General features: G+C 59.8%; 18 protein-coding genes. 11 read left to right on the top strand and 7 right to left on the bottom strand.

Going from position 1 to position 19634, the window contains the following annotated elements; genetic code table 11:
* The first annotated feature begins 20 nt into the window (after positions 1-20).
* From pstC to phoU, 4 genes are read left to right on the top strand one after another with little or no spacing between them, the layout of a single operon-like run.
* Entirely contained in the window at positions 21-1409 is a 1389-nt protein-coding gene (gene pstC, locus KZO34_RS08715) for a phosphate ABC transporter permease subunit PstC (protein ID WP_219475775.1), read from the top strand.
* On the top strand, positions 1402-2676 hold the full coding sequence (gene pstA, locus KZO34_RS08710) for a phosphate ABC transporter permease PstA (protein WP_219475774.1): 1275 nt from the start codon (positions 1402-1404) through the stop codon (positions 2674-2676). Before pstC ends, pstA begins: the two co-directional genes overlap by 8 nt.
* 11 nt (positions 2677-2687) lie before the next feature.
* The gene (gene pstB / locus KZO34_RS08705) at positions 2688-3575 is read left to right on the top strand and encodes a phosphate ABC transporter ATP-binding protein PstB (protein WP_219475772.1); all 888 of its coding nucleotides are present in this window, start codon (positions 2688-2690) and stop codon (positions 3573-3575) included.
* Positions 3576-3608: 33 nt separating this feature from the next.
* The gene (gene phoU, locus KZO34_RS08700) at positions 3609-4331 is read left to right on the top strand and encodes a phosphate signaling complex protein PhoU (protein ID WP_219475770.1); all 723 of its coding nucleotides are present in this window, start codon (positions 3609-3611) and stop codon (positions 4329-4331) included.
* Between the two features lie 22 nt (positions 4332-4353).
* Here phoU and KZO34_RS08695 read toward each other — a convergent pair whose 3' ends face one another.
* The 5 genes from KZO34_RS08695 to mnmH all read right to left on the bottom strand — a co-directional run bounded on the left by KZO34_RS08695 (position 4354) and on the right by mnmH (position 8947).
* Positions 4354-4719 (bottom strand): histidine triad nucleotide-binding protein, encoded by a 366-nt coding sequence (locus KZO34_RS08695; protein WP_219475769.1) that lies wholly within the window; start codon positions 4717-4719, stop codon positions 4354-4356.
* A gap of 47 nt (positions 4720-4766) precedes the next feature.
* Entirely contained in the window at positions 4767-6062 is a 1296-nt protein-coding gene (locus KZO34_RS08690) for an FAD-dependent monooxygenase (RefSeq protein ID WP_219475768.1), read from the bottom strand.
* A gap of 82 nt (positions 6063-6144) precedes the next feature.
* The gene (locus tag KZO34_RS08685; RefSeq protein WP_219475767.1) at positions 6145-6699 is read right to left on the bottom strand and encodes an aminoacyl-tRNA deacylase; all 555 of its coding nucleotides are present in this window, start codon (positions 6697-6699) and stop codon (positions 6145-6147) included.
* Positions 6700-6868: 169 nt separating this feature from the next.
* Entirely contained in the window at positions 6869-7702 is an 834-nt protein-coding gene (locus KZO34_RS08680) for a mechanosensitive ion channel family protein (protein ID WP_219475766.1), read from the bottom strand.
* A gap of 141 nt (positions 7703-7843) precedes the next feature.
* On the bottom strand, positions 7844-8947 hold the full coding sequence (mnmH, locus tag KZO34_RS08675; RefSeq protein WP_219475765.1) for a tRNA 2-selenouridine(34) synthase MnmH: 1104 nt from the start codon (positions 8945-8947) through the stop codon (positions 7844-7846).
* 140 nt (positions 8948-9087) lie between these two features.
* On the opposite strand from mnmH, the gene KZO34_RS08670 reads away from it, so the two are divergent.
* Positions 9088-9744 carry a 50S ribosomal protein L11 methyltransferase gene (locus KZO34_RS08670; RefSeq protein ID WP_219475764.1) on the top strand — a complete coding sequence of 219 codons (657 nt, stop codon included), beginning with the start codon at positions 9088-9090 and terminating at the stop codon, positions 9742-9744.
* Between the two features lie 427 nt (positions 9745-10171).
* On the opposite strand, the gene KZO34_RS08665 is transcribed toward KZO34_RS08670, so the two are convergent.
* A complete protein-coding gene (locus KZO34_RS08665) occupies positions 10172-10576 on the bottom strand; it encodes a VanZ family protein (RefSeq protein WP_219475762.1) in 405 nt (134 codons plus the stop codon).
* Between the two features lie 97 nt (positions 10577-10673).
* Between KZO34_RS08665 and cysZ the strand changes: the two genes are divergently transcribed.
* The 6 genes from cysZ to KZO34_RS08635 all read left to right on the top strand — a co-directional run bounded on the left by cysZ (position 10674) and on the right by KZO34_RS08635 (position 18752).
* Positions 10674-11423, top strand: coding sequence for a sulfate transporter CysZ (cysZ, locus tag KZO34_RS08660; RefSeq protein WP_219475760.1), 750 nt, complete (start codon positions 10674-10676; stop codon positions 11421-11423).
* 17 nt (positions 11424-11440) lie between these two features.
* Positions 11441-14302, top strand: coding sequence for an RNA polymerase-associated protein RapA (gene rapA, locus KZO34_RS08655; protein WP_219475758.1), 2862 nt, complete (start codon positions 11441-11443; stop codon positions 14300-14302).
* A 126-nt stretch (positions 14303-14428) separates the two neighbouring features.
* Entirely contained in the window at positions 14429-16879 is a 2451-nt protein-coding gene (locus KZO34_RS08650; RefSeq protein WP_219475756.1) for an acyl-CoA dehydrogenase, read from the top strand.
* Between the two features lie 160 nt (positions 16880-17039).
* Positions 17040-17420, top strand: coding sequence for a fluoride efflux transporter CrcB (gene crcB / locus KZO34_RS08645; RefSeq protein ID WP_219475754.1), 381 nt, complete (start codon positions 17040-17042; stop codon positions 17418-17420).
* 259 nt (positions 17421-17679) lie between these two features.
* Positions 17680-17886 (top strand): cold-shock protein, encoded by a 207-nt coding sequence (locus tag KZO34_RS08640; protein WP_008172950.1) that lies wholly within the window; start codon positions 17680-17682, stop codon positions 17884-17886.
* A gap of 167 nt (positions 17887-18053) precedes the next feature.
* Positions 18054-18752 (top strand): lysophospholipid acyltransferase family protein, encoded by a 699-nt coding sequence (locus KZO34_RS08635; protein WP_219475752.1) that lies wholly within the window; start codon positions 18054-18056, stop codon positions 18750-18752.
* A 46-nt stretch (positions 18753-18798) separates the two neighbouring features.
* On the opposite strand, the gene KZO34_RS08630 is transcribed toward KZO34_RS08635, so the two are convergent.
* Positions 18799-19602: a dienelactone hydrolase family protein gene (locus KZO34_RS08630; protein ID WP_219475750.1), complete on the bottom strand. Its 804-nt coding sequence runs from the start codon at positions 19600-19602 to the stop codon at positions 18799-18801.
* Positions 19603-19634: the final 32 nt, after the last annotated feature.

The following is a 19634-nucleotide window of genomic DNA, read 5'->3' as shown; positions in this document are numbered from 1 at the left end:
AGTCGTAGACAGGATTATTCATGCAACCGGCTAATTTGTTTCTGCTCACCCTGGTACTCGCCATCGTGGCCTATGGCCTTGGGTATGCACGGTCCCGGTCACTGGCCATGCCGCTGGGGGGCATCCGTCACCTCAAATCCCTGCCATTCTACTATGGTGCCCGCGCCGCGCTGTGGAGCGGGATCCCGGCGCTCGTCGTTCTTGGGCTCTGGGCCGCCTTTCAGGGCAAGGTTATCCAGCTGATCGTGATCGGTGGACTGCCCCAGGAGCTTGTCCCGGGGACAGAAGGACAGGCCAGTCTGCTGCTCAGTAAAATCAGTAACGTCGCCAGTGGAGCCCTGCCTGCCGGGTTTGTCGAGGCGCCCATAGCCGAGGCGGCGGAGCGCCTGAAGGCATTGCGAGCCCAGAGCCGGCTGCTGATGTCCGTGCTTGTGGTTGCCGTGGCGGTTCTGGCGGGGTTCCTTGGCTGGCTGCGCATCCGTCCGCGGCTCAATGCCCGCTCCCAGGTCGAGGCCATTCTGAAGTGGTTGTTCTTCGCCTGCGCCGCCCTCGCCATTCTGACCACCGTTGGCATCATTTTCTCGGTCGCTTTCGAGACCTTCCGTTTCTTCGGGAAGGTGCCGTTCACTGAATTTATCTTTGGTTCCCAGTGGAGTCCGCAAACCGCGTTACGGGCGGACCAGGTGGCTGCCGAGGGTGCCTTCGGCATGATCCCGCTGTTCACCGGCACCCTGCTGATCTCGGCCATTGCCATGGTGGTGGCGGTGCCGGTGGGGTTGCTTTCCGCCATCTACCTGTCGGAGTACGCCAATCGGAGAGTGCGCGGGGTGGTGAAACCGCTGCTGGAGATGCTGGCCGGGATCCCCACGGTGGTTTACGGCTTCTTTGCCGCGTTGACCGTCGCGCCGTTTATCAGTGACCTGGCCGACTCGCTGGGCATTAATGCCTCGTCGCAAAGCGCGCTGGCTGCCGGCGGCGTCATGGGCATCATGATCATTCCGTTTGTGTCCTCGCTCTCGGACGACGTGATCAACGCGGTCCCCCAGTCGCTTCGGGATGGCTCGCTCGCCCTGGGGGCTACTCAGTCGGAGACCATGAAGAAGGTCATCTTCCCGGCAGCGTTGCCGGGCATCATGGGCGGCGTTTTGCTGGCGGTTTCACGCGCGATTGGCGAGACCATGATTGTGGTCATGGCGGCTGGCCTGGCGGCCAACCTGACGGCCAACCCGCTGGAGACGGTCACCACCGTCACCGTGCAGATCGTAACCCTGTTGACCGGTGATCAGGAGTTTGACAGCGCCAAGACCCTGGCAGCCTTTGCCCTGGGCGCCATGCTGTTCCTGTCCACCCTGTTGCTCAACGTAATTGCCCTGAAAATTGTCCGTAAATATCGGGAACAGTATGACTGATCAACGTTCACAGGCGGAGCTTGTCCGCCAGTCGCTCAAACGCCGGTATCGTAAGGAACGCCGCTTCCGGGCCTACGGGATCGTGGCCATCGGTATTGCACTGTCGGCCCTGGTGATCCTCTTTACCGATATCATCGGTAAGGGCTACACCGGGTTCATGAAGACCTCCATCACCATGGAGGTGAACCTCGACGGTGAGATGATGTATCTGGACGATCCGACCGACAAACGCCAGGTCAAGATGGCGGATTTTGTCGAGCCGCTGGTCCAGTCCCTGATCCAGGAAATTCCGGGGGCCACGGAGGAAGACCGCGACGCGGTTCGTGGCCTGATCAATCCCTATGCCTCGGTCACGCTGCGGGATGCCCTCCAGCAAAACCCGGACTGGCTGAACACCACCCGGACCATGACGTTCCTCTCCCACACCGATGTGGACGTGTACGTGAAGCACGCCGGCGATGCCGGTTATTCCATCAAGCTCAATGACCAGCAGAAAGCCTGGGTGGATGAGTTGCTCGAGCGCGGTGTGATTGAGACCGGCTTCAACGACGTGTTTTTCAGCGGTGGTGATTCCCGAGATCCGTCCAAGGCCGGTATTCTGGGGGCGATTGTCGGCTCGCTGCTGACCATGTTTGTCACCCTGATCCTGTCGTTCCCGATTGGTGTTGCGGCGGCGATCTACCTGGAGGAATTCGCGCCCCAGAACAAGTTCACCGATTTCATCGAGGTGAACATCAACAACCTGGCGGCGGTGCCGTCGATCATCTTCGGTCTGCTCGGCCTCGCGGTCTTCATCAACCTGTTCGGCATGCCGCGCTCGGTGCCGGTGGTGGGCGGTCTCGTGCTGACCCTGATGACCCTGCCGACCATCATCATATCGAGCCGGGCCGCCATCAAGAGCGTACCGCCGTCGATCCGGGAGGCGGCCGAGGGCATTGGCGCCTCCAAGATGCAGGTGGTTCTGCACCATGTGTTGCCGCTGGCGATGCCGGGTATGCTGACCGGCTCGATCATCGGTATGGCCCAGGCCCTGGGTGAAACCGCACCGCTGCTGTTGATCGGCATGGTGGCCTTTATCGTTGACGTACCCGGCGGCTTTTTCGACTCCGCAACCGTACTGCCGGTGCAGGTGTTCCTGTGGGCGGGCAGCCCCGAACTGGCCTTTATCGAACGTGCGTCAGCCGCCATTATGGTGCTGTTGACCTTCCTGATCAGTATGAATGCATTGGCCATCTGGATGCGTAAACGCCTCGAGCGCCGGTGGTAAGGAGAATCAAGATGAATACCATGAACTCAAGCATTACCCGTGAAGCGTCACAGCAGGAAGAGCCTGCCGTGCCGGTTTCGGAGAGTAAGCCGACCGATACCGTCATCGAGGAAGGCAAGACCGTGGGCAAACCGTTTGCCGACGACGCCAAGTTCAAGCTCCGGGACGTCGAGGTTTACTACGGCGAGAGCCGGGCGATCAAAAAAATCAGCCTGGACATCGCCCGGAACGAGGTGATCGCTTTCATCGGCCCGTCCGGCTGCGGCAAGTCCACGTTCCTGCGCTGCCTGAACCGGATGAACGACAGTATCGATATCTGCCGGGTAAAGGGTTCCCTGCAGCTGGACGATCAGGACATCTACGACTCCAAGCGGGATGTCGTGGAACTGCGTGCCCGGGTCGGCATGGTGTTCCAGAAGCCCAACCCGTTCCCGAAATCGATCTACGACAACGTGGCCTATGGCCCCCGCATCCATGGTCTTGCCAACCGCAAGTCCGACCTGGACGAAATTGTCGAGAACAGCCTGCGTAAGGCCGGCTTGTGGGAAGAAGTGAAGGACCGGCTGGATGCGACCGCAACCGGCATGTCCGGCGGTCAGCAGCAGCGCCTGTGCATCGCCCGCGCCATTGCCGTGAGCCCGGAAGTGGTGTTGATGGACGAGCCCTGTTCAGCGCTGGATCCGATTGCCACCGCCAAGGTGGAAGAACTGATTGCAGAGCTGTCCGAGAGCTACACCATTGTGATCGTCACCCACTCCATGCAGCAGGCCGCACGGGTATCCCATCGAACGGCCTACTTCCACCTTGGTCACCTGGTGGAAGTAAACGAAACCAACAAAGTATTCACCTCGCCGGAACACGAACTGACCGAATCCTACATCACGGGTCGTTTCGGCTGATTCCGTCGCCGGGGAACATTGGAGAAGCACAGTATGCCTACGAAGAAGGACGATGTTTACGGGGATCATATTTCCCGCAAGTTCAATGACGAACTGATGGATCTCAAGACCGAGTTCCTGAAAATGGGCGGGATGGTCGAGTCCCAGGTGGAGAACGCCATTCAGGCCCTCATGGATGGCGATGGTCATCTGGCGGAGGAGACCCGCGCCAAAGACAAGCGCGTCGATCAGATGGAAATCGACATTGACGAGGAGGCGACACTCATCATCGCCCGTCGCCAGCCGACGGCCCGGGACCTGCGCCTGGTGATCTCCGTGATCAAAATGGTCGCCGACCTGGAACGTGTGGGTGACGAAGCCAAGAAAATTGCCAAGCTGGCCATCAAATTGTCCGAAGAGGGCCAGGCACCCCGGGGTTACGTGGAAGTTCGCCACATCGGCACCCACGTGCTGAGCATGCTGCACGATGCACTGGATGCCTTTGCCCGGCTGGATTCCGAGCAGGCCCTGCGGATCATGAAGGAAGACAAACGGGTGGACGAGGAGTATCAGGCAGCCGCCCGAACCCTGCTGACCTTCATGATGGAAGATACCCGCAATATCTCGCGGTGCATGTCGGTGATGTGGGTTCTGCGGGCTCTGGAGCGGGTTGGCGATCATGCCTGCAACATCGCCGAGAACGTGATTTTCATGGTGAAGGGTGAGGACGTTCGCCACACGCCAGTGGAAGAGGCCGAACGGGTGGTGGGGCGCTGAGCCCCACCCAGGGTCTCACTGCTCAGGCCTGTTTCATCCGATCGGTATAGGGTGGCCAGCCGAAAGGCTTGCCGGCCAGCAGGTGCAGATGGATGTGAAACACCGTCTGCCCCGCATTCTCTCCGCAATTCATCACCGTGCGATAGCCGTCCTCGGCAAAGCCCATCTCCTTCGCCAGCTTGCTTGCCACCCAGTACAGGTGTCCGACCAGCTCCCGGTCGCTTTCCTCAATCTCGTTAATGCTGACAATCTCCTTCTTAGGGATGACCAGCAGGTGCACCGGCGCCTGGGGATTGATGTCGCGGAACGCCAGGCTGACCTCGTCCTCATAGACGATATCGGCCGGAATCTCCCGGTTGATGATCTTGGTAAATATGGTTTCTGACATGGTTGCTCCTGGTTCGTGGTGGCGATGACTTGTTGCGTCCGGGCGGCTCAGAACTGCCTGAGCCCGGGAATCCGATCGGTTAGCTGGGTCAGAACGGCTGGCAGCCGGTCATCAATGCCCATGGCGTAGCGGGCCACTTGGTTGCGGGCAAAGGGCAGGGCGCGAGCGGCACCCAGCCCGAGGTTGCGCAGCAGGTGTACTGGCGGAATACGATTGCTGAACAGGTGATAGAACAGGTCCATCGTCATCATCATGCGCCGGTTAGCCGGCCGTCGCTGCTGTTCGTATTGTCCAAGCCACTTTGGGTCGGCCAGGTCGTCGTTGGCGCGCCTGGCTTCCTTGAGCATCGCCTGCAGGCATTGGGCATCCTGGAACCCCAGATTGACCCCCTGGCCGGCCAGGGGGTTGATGGTATGGGCCGAATCGCCAGCCAGGACCACGCGCCGGGAAAAATAGTGCTTGGCGTGCTGGCGGGCAATGGGAAAGCTGGCCCGGGCCTCGATGTGTGTGAGCAGGGGCAGTTCCGCCGGGAAGGCTTGCTGGATTTCCAGCATCAGTGCTTCCTTGGGCAGCGCCTTCAGTCGGGCCAGTTGCTCGGGCGCGTCATACCAGACCAGCGATGCCCAGCTCTCTCCCGGATGGCTCGCCCCGGCACTGTGCAGGGGCAGGAAGGCCCGCGGACCACTGGGATAAAAACCCTGCCAGGTGATGTCTTCCGCTGGGCCCTGGTAACGCACCGAGATCACCATCGCCTGCTGGTCGTACTGATTGCGGGAGACACCGATGCCGGCCATGTCGCGAATCCCGGACTGGGCGCCGTCTGCGCCGATCACCAGTTGGGCGTCGAGACTGCGGCCGTCGTCCAGGGTAACTGTCGCCGATTGCGAACCCTGCGTCAGGGCGGAGACCCCGTGCCCGGCGATCACCGTAACCTTCGGCTCGTCGTCGGCAGTTTGCCAAAGCGCCTGTTGCGTCACCGAGTTTTCAACAATGTGGCCCAGGTGCGTTGTTTTCAGGCTGGCGGCATCAAACTCCACTTCGGTCAGTGTCCGGGGCATCAGGCTGGACAAGGGATGACGAGTCTCATCCCAGACCGCCAGTCGCTGGTACGGCGTGGCGCGCATATCGAGAATCGGCTGCCAGGCGCCAAGTTGCTGCAGGTAACGTTCACTGCCGGCGCTGAGTGCGGATACGCGAATGTCCGGAGCCCTATCCGGGGCGAAAGCGGGTGCCGGCGAACGATCAATCACGGCCACCCGGAAGCCGTCCTGGCCCAGGCCCGTGGCGAGGGCGGCACCGACCATGCCGGCGCCGATTACGACAATATCAAAAGCTTGCGTCATATCGGGTTCCTGTCTGATGCCCACAGTTTACGCGATGGCGCGGATCAGACAAGCGACCCGGATCAAGCCGGCCGCTACAAACTCAGTAGCCGGCCGCGCCGGTGACGCCCGGCTTTACGTCATCCGGCCGGCGCCGACCCTTGAGCAGCCAGGCCGGTTTTTGAGCGCCCGGCTTGGTGAACCCCTGATTCAGCACCATGGGCTGCACCAGGGTCAGGAAATCGGCCGTTTTCATATGCACGGATTCGGTGTGGCTGCCGGCGGCGAACGCCAGTTCAGGCTGCTCCGTTAACACTTCGCAGCAGTAAACGGACATGCCAAACAGGTTTCCGAACGGAGGCATGGCGCCGACCTCGCAGTCGGGAAACCGGTCCTGGAATTCCTGTTCATCGGCAAGGTCAACAAAGTCGGTGTCGAGAATACGGGACAACCGGTCCCAGCGGATGCGCCAGGTGGCGGGCATCACCAGCATTGCCATTTTTCCGTCCAGTTCGATAATGACGGTCTTGACGACGCGGTCGCCGGCAATCTTGACGTGGTGGGCGAGTTCCTGGGCGGTGAAGGCAGGCGGGTGAGAGAGGCACATGTATTCTACATCTGCCTCGTCGAGAAATTCCTTCAACTGCTGTACCGGCATAGTGACAACCTCCTACCAGCAATGACAGCGTTCCGGAGCCCTGGTTGTTGGTGGGTCGGGCTCCGACGGCCTGGCGGGTTCCCTGAGCCCCGCCATTAACCGTCAGCTTAGTCGAGGATACGCGGTTTGCGAGTAACCGGTTGTATCAATGCGAAACCGTTCTCTCCGGTTATTCGGTTTTGTACATGTGCACATCCCGTTGCGGGAATGGAATGCTGATGCCCTCTGCATCAAAGGCTTTTTTCACTTTCTCCTGCATGTCCCAATAGAACGGCCAGAGGTCTGCGGATTTGGTCCATGCCCGAACTGTCAGGTCCACGGAGCTCTCACCCAGACCGCCAACCACGATCAGGGGCGCCGGTTCCGTCAATGCCCGGTCATCCTCTTCAATCAGGAATTTGACCACGCTTTTTGCCTTGTCGATGTCATCGCCGTAGCCGATACCGAAGCTCATATCGCAGCGACGGGTTTCATACACGCTCATGTTTGTCAGGCTGGAATTCGCGAGCTGCCCGTTCGGGATGACAACTCGACGGTTATCAAACGTGTCGACAATGGTGTAAAGAATACTGATTTCGCGGACCGTACCCAGGTAGCCCTGAGCATCAATGACATCGCCAACCTTGAACGGTTTGAAGATGAGGACCAGTACCCCGCCGGCGAAGTTGGCGAGGCTGCCCTGCAGAGCAAGGCCGACGGCCAGGCCGGCCGCACCAACAATAGCGATGAACGAGGTGGTCGCAATGCCGACCATCGAGGCGACGGAGATCAGCAGCAGGATTTTTAGAATTGCGCTGATCAGGCCACAGAGAAACTTGTTGAGTGTCGGGTCCTTGGCGCCCAGTTTTGCGTCCAGGACGGCAATAAACCGGTTGATCAGCCACATACCTATAATGAGTGTGACGATCGCCAGCACAACCTTGGGGGCATAGGTCATGGTCAGGGTTATTGCCTGGTCCATCAGTTCGGAGGCGCTTCCTTCAGCACCAAACAGGTCTTCCATAGAGAGACTCCTTGCTCATTAGTTTTTTATATCAACGTGATGATTTGAAACGCTGTAGCGAAAAAAAACGGGCGGTCCGGCATTTTTATAGCAGACAAATGAATCCTGTGCGTTACACCGGTTCACCTCGGACGAGGTGATTTACGCAGGCTGGGTCTGTCTGGCCCAGTCGAGGATGACCTCGGGGCCTCCACGGACAAGAATCCGACCCTGTTTTCGGCCAAGCTGGTAGTCGTACATCGGATCGTAATAATCCTGTAACAGTGCCTGTATCCAGGCGTCGTGGCCACTCAGATCCTGTTGCTGTTCCTGACGTTCCAGGGCAGCTTCCATCAACGCCCTCAGCTGACTGTGGCGCTCCCCGCCCAGGCGTTTTCGGATACGGTCGAGGGCGCTGAGCAGGTAATCCCGGAAATTCAGCCAGCCGGCGTCCTCGCCATCCCGTTGCACATAGTCGGCGCACATGCCTTCAACGTAGTCTTCCCGGATAATGGCGATGCGTTCGTCCAGCGGTCGTTCCAGAACCATCAGCGGGGCCGCGGCCATGCGATCCCGCAGGGTCTGGGGCAGCGCGCAGCGACCAACCAGACGACTTTCGTCTTCCAGGTACACGGGGCCATCATTGCGGTGGTGGGCTTTGATCATGGCTACCGCCAGCCGGTTCTCGAAATCAATCTGGGAAGGCTGGGGGCTGACCTGGCGGCCAAAGCTTGAGCCTCGGTGGTTGGCAAGACCTTCCAGATCGACGGGGTTGGGCAGTTGCTGTAGCACGCGGGTTTTCCCGGTGCCGGTCCGGCCACTGAGGATCCGAAAATCGCTGTGCTCGATCCGCTCCTCGAGGCTGTCGATGAGAAAGCGCCGGAGCGCCTTGTAACCGCCCTTGACCAGGGGGTAATCGATGCCGGACTCCTTGATCCATTGCTGGGTCAGGCGGGAGCGCAGGCCGCCCCGAAAGCAGAACAGATAACCGTTCGGATGCTGCGCAGCGAAACGCTTCCAGGTTTCAATCCGTTGGGCCTTGATGTCCCCGGCGACCAGCTGGTGCCCCAGTTCGATGGCGCGGTCCTGGCCTTTTTCCTTGTAACAGATGCCGACCCGGTGCCGCTCCTCGTCGTTCATCAGCGGAGCGTTTTCGGCACAGGGGAAGCTGCCGCGAGCGAACTCCACCGGCGCCCGGACATCCATCAGCGGGACGTCGTTGAGAAACAGGGACAGGTAGTCGTCGGTGTCGGGTCTGGTTGCCATTTCAGCGTCTAACCGGTTAGCAGAAGTGAGGCGGCAGTATAGCCGAATTGGCTTTTTTCTGCTCACCGGACGCTGTTTTGCGGGGGAGAGATGGCTACAATGGCGGGCGTTACGGATTACGGCCCACGTGAGGAGAGTTGATGTCGACCAGCCGCCTTGATCAGCATTTGCGAAAAACCCTGAGTCGCGGCCGGGTGGCAGTTTCGCGGCCGGCTGGCTGTCCCGAGATTCCCCTGCATTTGTTTGATCCGTCGGTCCTGGAGGGCCCCCTGAGTCATGATGAGGCCCAGGCGGTCGTTGCAGAGCCGGCTTACTGGTCGTTTTGCTGGGCCAGCGGGCAGGTCCTGGCCAACTGGATCCTGGCCAACCCTGACTGGGTGGCGGACAAACGGGTTCTGGATTTCGGTTCGGGGTCCGGCGTTGTGGCGGTTGCTGCTGCCCGGGCCGGTGCCCGGGAGGTCATCGCCTGCGACCTGGATCCGGCTGCATTGGATGCGGCGGCCGCGAACGCCGCCCTGAACGGTGTCTCCGTTACGCCCTGTCAGGATTGGCGAGATCGGCCTGCGGGCATTGAGGTCATCACCGCCGCGGACGTCCTGTACGACCCTGACAATCGGCCGCTGCTGTCGGTGTTCCGGGAGGCGGCGTCGACGGTATTGCTCGCGGATTCCAGGGTCAGGGATCTGGGGGACAGGCACTATCAGCTGCAAACGACGATCGAGGCGCGAACCTGGCCGGATCTGAATGAGTTTGAGGAATTCAATCGGGTCAGAATCTACGTTGCCGGGCGGGGGTAGGTGAGCGGGCGGCAGAAAAAAAGGGCAACCAATCGGCTGCCCTTTGTCGGAATAGGTCGGCGCGTCCTTGCGCTTGTGGCAACAGCCTTGTTGCGAGGTCCCTGAGCCGCTCCCTGGTGCCGGCATCCGAGCCAGCGTTCCGAATAATTATCCTTTAAGCGAGGCGTCCCTGTGTCCTTGCCTCTCCCTGCATTCCATGCCGGGGTGCATCCAATGCGTCGTCCCTTTCCCTTTCATCCTTGATGTAAACACTATAGCAACTGGGGTTTTACAAACTTGTGAATTTTGCCGTCTATGCAACGGTTCTGATTTGCCGTCTGATGGAATATATTTTTGGTAACAACCAGTTATAGATTTCGGGCAGGAAGTTACTCATTGTTACGTACATGACATAGCAGCAAGATCTCACGCACATGTAAGAGATATCTCACAAAGATTCGGGCGAACTTCTCAGGCCGTTCTGGCGCGCCCTGCGCAGTCCCGGCCAGGGTAGCATTCCGACCACAATGCCGGCGCCGTCGGCGGCCAGATCGGCGAGCGAGAACTCCCGGTATGGCAGGGTGGCCTGTACGGCCTCAATGGCGAAACCAAAGGCCAGCAGCGGCGGCGCGAACCACAGCGCTTTGGCTTCCGGCCAGGCCAGCCTGGTCAGTACCGTCAGTTCCGCGAAGGCAATCAGGTGATTGACTTTGTCGCTGGCGGAGGACGGAACCGGGTACGGATTATCTGTGGTCGCCAGGAACAGGATGGCCAGCACGGAAATGAACAGGGCAATTCGCCAAAGTGGGCGGCAGTGTAACAAGGTCAGAACGCAGTGTTTCAGTAATGCCATGGGGGGATTTCCGTAGGTGGCCTCGGGCTGTGGGAATGTTCCCAACATGATATGCTTTGCGCCCCGTCAATGTCATTGAAGCGGAGGACCTGCCGGAATGCTCAAGGGTAACTTTTTTCGTGGACTGGGCTATCTAGGGGAGGGCTTCCGTCTGATTCGGCAACCTGGCCTTCGGTTGTTCGTGATTATCCCGCTCGTTATCAACGTCCTGTTGTTTGGGCTCCTGTTCTATTTTCTGGCAGACCTTTTCGCCGGCTTGATTGCTGCTGCCATGGGCTGGTTGCCCGACTGGGCCTGGTTGCAGGCCCTGGACTGGCTGTTCTGGCTCCTTTACGGCGCCGTCATCCTGCTGATGCTGGCCTACGGTTTTGTGATCGTTGCCAACCTGATCGGTTCGCCCTTTTACGGCTACCTGGCCGAACTCACCGAGAAGCATCTGACCGGTCAGGAAGTGAACACCGACGACAGCTGGAGTGCGATTATCAAGGACATCCCCCGGGCACTCTGGCGTGAGGTGCAGAAGATTCTCTATTACCTGCCCAGGGCGATCGGCCTGTTCGTGATTGGCCTGATTCCGGTGGTCAATCTGGTCGCGGCCGTACTCTGGTTCATGTTCAACAGCTGGATGATGGCTCTGCAGTACGTCGATTACCCCGCGGACAACCACAAGGTCAGCTTTGGAGCACTCCGCGGTCTTCTGGGTGATACCCGGCTGTCGGCGTTCGGCTTTGGCCTGCCAGTGGCACTGGCGGCCATGGTGCCGGTTCTCAATCTTGTGGTTGTGCCCGCGGCGGTATGCGGGGCTACGGCCTATTGGGTGCGTGAAAACGGCGCTACCCGAAATTAATTCTGTCTGGAGGTTTCTTGGATACGTCGGATTTTGTCATCGGTCAACGTTGGGTCAGTCACAGTGATACCGCCCTGGGCCTGGGGATTGTCACGGATATCTCCGGCCGCCGGGTAACACTGGGTTTCCCTGCGGCCGATGAGGAGCGCACCTACGCCATTGATAATGCGCCACTGTCCCGGATCATTTACCAGCTTGGTGAGGAGATCGAAACCTTCGACGGTGAGCACTACGTGGTCAGGGCGGTTGAGGACATCGGCGGCGTATTGATGTACCACGCAGATGACGGCGAGGACATCCACCAGATTTCCGAAGTGAAGCTGAGCAGTTCGGTGAACTTTTCCGCCCCGCACCAGCGCCTTTTTGCCGGCCAGTTTGACCGCAACGGCGCCTTCCGCCTGCGGGTGGCCACCCTGCAGCATATGGACCGGTTGCGGGCATCACCGGCTCAGGGCCTGATTGGCGCCCGCACCCAGCATTTGCCGCATCAGATCTACATCGCTCACGAGGTTGCCAAGCGACACGCCCCTCGTGTCCTGCTGGCCGACGAAGTGGGCCTGGGCAAAACCATTGAAGCGGGTCTGATCCTGCACTACCAGTTGCATACGGGGCGGGCCAAGCGGGCCCTGATCGTGGTACCGGATTCCTTGATGCACCAGTGGCTGGTGGAGATGCTCCGGCGCTTCAACCTGCGTTTCTCCATCATCGACCAGGACCGCTATGACGCCCTGAAAGAGGAAGAGGATGATGTGGATTCGCTGGTCAACCACATCTTCGGTGACGATGACGCCGTCAACCCGTTCGAGACGGAACAGCTGGTGCTGTGCAGCCTCGATTATCTCGCCAGCAGCGAGCAGGCCCAGAAGGACGCCCTGGCAGCAGGCTGGGACCTGATGATCGTGGACGAGGCGCATCACCTGGCCTGGAGTCCGGACGCGGTCAGCACCGAATACCGGATTGTTGAAGAACTGTCGGCAGCCAGCCGTGGTCTGTTGTTGCTGACGGCGACGCCGGAGCAGGTGGGTGTGGCCAGTCACTTTGCCCGCCTCAGGCTTCTCGACCCGGCCCGTTTCCACGACCTTGAAACCTTCCGTGAAGAAGAACGCCAATACGAAGCCATCAACAAGGTGGTGCGACGCTTGGAGAGCGAGTCGTCGGAGATCACCGGTGAGGACAGAGAGGCGCTACAGGCCTGGCTCGGTGATGAACTGAAAGCGTTGCTGGCCGGTGAAGAGCCACACCAGGCGATTATTGATGCCCTGCTTGACCGCCACGGCACGGGTCGGGTGTTGTTCCGAAACACCCGGGCCGCCATCGCCGGTTTCCCGGAGCGCCGACCGTTGCCCGAAGCCATGCCCTGTCCCGCCATGTACGAGGACGATGCCTGGAAGTTGGCCGGCCTGTCGCCGGAGCAATCGGTACCGGAGGAGCAGTGGCTGGCCGACGATCCGCGCGTCGCCTGGCTGGAGAAGAAGCTGGTCAGCCTGCGTCCGGCCAAGGTAGTAGTGATCTGTGCCCGGGCCGACACCGCGATGGCGCTTGAACACTATCTGCAGCTGCGGGCCGGTATCCGAAGTGCCGCCTTTCACGAGCACCTGAGTCTGGTGGAGCGTGATCGCGCGGCGGCCTATTTTGCCGACAGCGAGCAGGGCGCCCAGGCGCTGATCTGTTCGGAAATCGGCAGTGAGGGCCGCAATTTCCAGTTCGCCCATCACCTGGTGCTGTTTGACCTGCCGGGCAACCCCGATCTGCTGGAACAGCGGATCGGGCGGCTGGATCGCATTGGCCAGACCGAGGCCATCGATATTCATATTCCCTACCTGCAGGGCACCGCCCAGGAAGTCCAGTACCGCTGGTTCCAGGACGGCCTCAATGCCTTTGCCGAGAGCTGTGCGGTGGGTATCGCCGTGCAGGACAAGGTTCAGGATCAATGGCAGCAGGCCATTGGGGGCAAAGCCGAGGCGCTGGAAACCCTGATTGCCGCCTCCGCAGAAGAAGCGGCGCGTCTGCGGACCCTGCTTCACAACGGTCGCGACGCCCTGATCGAACGGAACTCCTGTCGCCGGGACGTGGCCGATCAGCTGATCACTGACATTGAGGCGGAAGAGGATCTGGCCCAGGTTCGTGACTACATGATCGAGGCCTTCGACATACTTGGCGTTGACGTTGAAGATCATGGCGATCACTCCGACGTACTGCGCCCGGGCGAGCATTACCATGCCGGCCACGTTGCGGAACTGCCGGAAGACGGCGTGACCGTTACCTGGAGCCGGCAACAGGCCGTGGAACGTGAGGATCTGGCGTTCATGAGCTGGGAGCACCCGATGGTGACGGGGGTCATGGACTCGGTGACCAGTTCCGGCCTGGGCAAGGCTGCTCTGGCCAGCCTGTCGGTCAAGGCGTTGCCGCCGGGAACGCTGCTCATGGAAGCCCTGTTCACGGTTCATTGTCCGGCGCCGGAATCGCTGCAGCTGACCCGTTACCTGCCGGTATCGCCCCTGCGTCTGCTGGTGGATGTCAATGGCAAGGAGTTGTCTGCGGCGTTGCCTCACGACCGGCTAAACGACCTGTGCTCCAACATTCGCCGCAAGACCGCCCAGGCCATCGTGCCTCAGATACGGCCCCAGGTAGAGACCATGGTGGATCATGCCGAGCGCCTGTCCGAACCTCATATCGAGCCCATGAAGCAGCAGGCCCTGGAGCGGCTGGAAGCCAGTTTCGGACCGGAAATACGCCGGTTGGAGGCGCTTCAGTTGGTGAATCCGGCCATCCGCGATGAAGAGATTGATTTCTTCCGTGACCAGTTGACTGCGGCCCGGGACGCCATCGGTCGGGCCTCCCTGGCACTTGAGGGAATCCGGGTCATCGTAACCTCGTAAGTCAGGGTGTGAACGGGATTACTGAGTCGAGGGTGACCGCTGTTATGCTTTCATCTGATGCGGTACTGTGGGCGTACCTACTTTAGTCTAAGAATTTTCCCGAACCATGGATGACTGAGAGAACTTATGATGACTTTCATTTTGTTTGTTGTGGCGCTGGCCGGTCTCCTGATCGTGATGCGTCGTGAGTCCGGTGCCATGCCGGCGATTGGCGTGATGGCAGTGGTCGGTCTGCTGTCCCTGATTTTTGCCTCCGGATGGCTGGCGTTGATTCTGTTTGTTGGCGCCGGTGTGACCGCGGCCGCCGGCCTGCCTGGTTTCCGCCAGAGCTGGCTGACACCGAAAATCTTCGCCACCTTCAAGAAAGTGGCGCCCAAGGTTTCCGAAACCGAGAGGGTTGCCCTTGAGGCGGGAACCGTCGGCTGGGACGGTGAGCTGTTCACCGGTCAGCCGGATTGGCATAACCTGCTGATTAACCGCCACACCGGGCTGAGTGAAGAAGAACAGGCGTTCGTGGATAATCAGTGCACCCAGGCCATATCCATGTGCAACGCCTGGGATTTGGCCGTCGAGCGCGCCGATCTGCCCAAGGAGCTCTGGGATTTCCTGAAGAAAGAGAAGTTCTTCGGCATGATCATCCCGAAAGAGTACGGTGGCCTCGAGTTTTCCGCCAAAGCCCAGACTGCCGTGCTGCAGAAGCTGGCCGCGAACGAGATGTTGATGGTCTCGGTCGGGGTGCCCAACTCCCTCGGCCCGGGCGAGTTGCTGGTGAAATATGGTACCGACGAGCAGAAAAACCACTACCTGCCTCGCCTCGCCGACGGCCGGGAAATTCCCTGTTTCGGGCTAACCGGACCGCGCGCGGGCTCAGATGCCACCTCACTGCCGGACACGGGTATCGTCTGCAAGCGCAAGATCGACGGTAAGGAAGTGGTGGGCATTGAGCTCAACTTCGAGAAACGCTGGATCACACTGGCCCCGATTGCCACCGTGGTTGGTCTGGCCTTCCGCATGTTTGATCCCGACGGCCTGTTGGGTGAAGAGAAGGACTACGGCATCACCTGTGCCCTGATCCCCCGGGACACCAAGGGAATGGAAATTGGCCGTCGTCATTGCCCCATTGGTACTCCGTTCCTGAACGGACCCATCAAGGGCAAGGACGTGTTCATTCCGCTGGACTACATCATCGGTGGTCAGGAAATGGCCGGGCAGGGCTGGCGTATGCTGGTTGAGTGTCTCTCGGTCGGCCGCTGCATTACCCTGCCATCCGGCGCTGCCGGAGCTGCGGCCTATGCCGCCGGTACCGCGGGTGGCTTTACTCGTGTTCGTCGCCAGTTCAATACGCCGGTGGCGGACATGGAGGGTGTTCAGGAGCCACTGGCTCGTATTGTCGGCAAGACCTACATCGCCCAGTCGGCGGTCAACCACACGGCCAACATGATTGACCGGGGTGAGAAACCGGCCGTGCCCTCGGCCATCCTCAAATACCATCTGACCGAATTCCAGCGGGGAGTGCTCACCGACGCGATGGATGTGCACGGCGGCAAGACGGTCACCCTCGGCCCGCGTAACTATCTCGGCATCGGGTTCAGCGGCGCTGCTGTGTCCATCACGGTGGAGGGTGCCAACATCATGACCCGCAGCCTGATGATCTTCGGCCAGGGGGCAATTCGTTGCCATCCCTACGTGCTGAAGGAGCTGGCGGCGAAGGACAACGATGACATCAAGGCCTTCGACGAAGCCTTCTTCGGGCACGCCGGCCTGATTTTCGGAAACGCCGCCCGCGCCTTCACCCAGGCCCTGGGACTGGGCCGCGCCGATGTCCCGTTCGATAGCGCCAGCCGTCGTTATGCGCAGGCGGTGGCACGCTTCAGTGCCGCCTTCGGACTGTGTTCGGATGCCGCCATGACCACGCTGGGCAGCGAGCTGAAGATGCGCGAGCTGATTTCTGCCCGCCTGGGTGACATGCTCTCCAACCTCTATTTGGCCTCGATGGTCTTGAAGAACTGGCACGAGGGCCAGCCGGTGGAAGGCGAAAGAGAGGTGATGGAGTACAGCCTGGGGCTGTTGCTGTATCGCACCGAAAATGCCCTCGACGAGTTCCTGCAGAATCTGCCGAACCGCGTTGTGGCCATGTCGTTGCGCGCCATCACCATGCCGTTGGGTCGCCGGTGGGATGCCCCCCATGACGACTTGTCCCGGAAACTGGCGCGTGCCATTTCCACCGATACCCCGATCCGCAACAAGCTGATTTCGGGGGTATGGACAACCGACGGAGAGGGCACGGTTGAAAACCCGTTGGCGCGGTATAACGGCCTGCTGAAGGATTACGACAAGGCTGAGCAGCTGTACCGCAAGGTCAACAAGGCCTACGCCAAGGGTGAGTTGCCGATGACGGCCCTGCATCCGGAAGAGCGGTTTGAGGCGGCGCTGGAAGCCGGGGTCTACACCAAGGAAGAAGCGGACTTCATGCGGCAGTACGAAACGGTGGTGCTGGAAATGCTCACCGTGGACGACTTCCCGTTTGACGAGTTCGCTCGCCAAAAGGACACGGTGATCGATCACAACCCGGCCTGATCGGGGTGACCGTCTCCCAATAAAAGGGGTGCCCATGGGCACCCCTTTTTCATATTTGGTTATAAAACCTTAACTTGGTAGCTCTTTAGCGGCATACTCGATGTACCCTTGCCGGTCAGGCATCGGGTCAAGTTCAGCAGCGACAGGGGAGTCCGACCCGATGTGGCTTTCAGTTTTGGCAGTAAGCGCAGGCGCCGTCATCGGCGCCAACCTGCGGTGGGTGCTGGGCCTCTGGCTCAACAGCACCTACCACGCGATTCCTTATGGCACGCTAGTGGCCAATCTGAGTGGCGGCTGGCTCATCGGTCTGCTCATCGGCTACTTCAGCCATGGCAACACCCTGGCGCCGGAATGGCGCCTGTTTGCCATCACCGGCCTGTGTGGCGCCCTGACCACCTTCTCCACGTTCTCGCTGGAAATGTTTGCTGCCATTCAGGAGGGCAAATGGACCATGGCCATCACCGGTATTCTGGCTCACGTTGTCGGCTCCCTGCTGATGACTGCACTGGGAATTTACACCTTTGGATTGGTGCGGGGCTAGGTCGCCTTGCGCCGTCGGAGGGTGGGTAACACTACCTACTTAAATTATTGAAAATCCACTTGGCAATCCTGAAATTCAAGAGTAGAGTTATTTCCGTAGGAAAGATTCAGTAAAGCATTTCATGAATAAGACGTACCTCCGCAGTTAGTAGTGACCGTCCTGTTTTTGATTCCGCGAGTTCTGTATTTCCGTAAACGCTAGCCTGCACCATGGAGGTGTGAGGCGGCAGATTAAATGATTGATTTCAGGAAGTTTAAGTATGTCTACTACTACCGGTACTGTTAAGTTCTTCAACGAAGCAAAAGGCTTTGGCTTTATCACTCGTGAAGGCGGCCCGGACGTATTCGTTCACTACAGCGCTATTCAGGGCAGCGGTTTCAAGACCCTGGCAGAAGGCCAGCAGGTTGAGTTTACCGTTACCCAGGGCCAGAAAGGTCCTCAGGCGGAGAACGTTGTTGCTCTTTAATCCCTGATGGATTAAGCAATAACCGCCAAAAAGGCAGCTTCGGCTGCCTTTTTTTTGTGCCTGATCCCGCTGGGCAGGCCGCAGATTTTGTGATTTCTTCCCCGGTATGTAATCGTTATGGCCCTGTTGCTCGTGAAAATGGAAGTCGAGACGTTCAGGAACCGTTCATGCTCAATACCCTCAAGGCCATCTGGATTCTTTTCTGGGCCATCCTGCTGACACTGATTCTGTTTCTGCCTATTGTGGTGGCTGCCCTGCTGGGCAAACGTGGGGATGCCGCCTTTCATGGCACCCAGATCTATGCCTGGGCCATTCTCAAGCTCTGCGGCATCCACTTGGCAGTTAGAGGCAGAGAGAACATTCAGGCCGGTCAGCGTTATGTCATTCTAAGCAATCACGCGTCCTATTTTGACCCGCCCGCACTGGTGCTGGCCCTCGGGTTGCAGTACCGCTGGGTCATCAAGAAGGAATTGCGCAAGGTGCCGTTGTTCGGGTTGGCCCTGGAGACGTCCCGCAACCTGTTCATCGATCGCTCCCGGGGCAGCGATGCCCTGGAGAGTATCAAGCGGGGAGTGGCCCGGTTGCCGGACGGCACCGGGATTCTGATTTTCCCGGAAGGAACCCGTTCGTGGGATGGTAACCTGCTGCCGTTCAAGAAAGGCGGCTTCGTCATTGCCAAAGACGGCCGGCTGCCCATCCTGCCGATCACCATCCGTGGTTCCCATGACCGGTTGCCCAAGGGCCAGGCGGCTTTTTCGCCGGGCCGGATTGAGATCGTGATCCACCCACCGGTTGCCACGGGCGACCGGTCGGTTGAATCCCTGATGGATGGCGTCCGGGGCACCATCGAATCAGCCCTGGACTGACCGCTCCCCCGGGCCCGGGCGGTCGCCCGCCGGACCCTCTGGTGTGCTACTGGGCAAAGATTTCTTCGTAGAACCGCATGGTGCCCTGCCAGGAACGGGTGGCGGCGTCCTCGTTGTATCCGATCGGCATGCCGAAGTTTTCGGCAAACGTGTCAGCTCCGGGATTGGTGAACCCGTGCAGGACACCCGGGAAACTGACCAGGGTGAGATCGACTCCGGTGTCCTGCATCTCCTGCACAAGGGCTGCGACCTGCTCGGAGGGAACCATTTTGTCCGCTCCGCCGGTGTACACTTGGACCCGGGCCTTGACCATGTCAGGTTCGGCTTTGATCGGGCTGCCCAGGGCTCCGTGGAGGCTGACAACGCCGTCCAGGTCAACGCCCAGTCGGGCCATGTTCAAGACCACCGCCCCGCCGAAGCAATAGCCCTGAGCGGCAATGCGGTCGTTATCCACGGTCTCGTGGTCTTCAAGAAGGGACTTGGCCTTCAGGAACCGGGCCTTGACTTGGTCGATGTTCTGGGTCGCTTCCTGCATGAACTTCTGGGCGGTATCCGGGTGCTCGGCGAGCTTGCCGCTGCCGTACATGTCCAGGGCAAACGCGGTGTAGCCCGAGGCAGCAAGCTTCTCCGCCTGCTCACGGACGAAGTCGTTGTGGCCCCACCATTCATGAACCACAAGCACGCCGGGGCGCTTACCTTCCAGTTCATCGTCCCAGGCCATGTAGCCGGTGAAGCTCTGACCGTCAATCTCGTAGTCGATGGTTTCGGTCTGCATTTCTGCCAGTACCTGCGTGGTTGTCAGTGAGAATGAGAGTGCTGCCAACGCAGCGATGGATTTCAGTGCGACCATGACCTCGTCCCTCTTGTCAGGCAATCAATCGT

Source organism: Marinobacter sp. F4206, assembly GCF_019392195.1.
Taxonomy (GTDB): domain Bacteria; phylum Pseudomonadota; class Gammaproteobacteria; order Pseudomonadales; family Oleiphilaceae; genus Marinobacter.
Note: the sequence above shows the minus strand (reverse complement) of the source record. Positions and strands in the feature narration are given on the sequence as shown.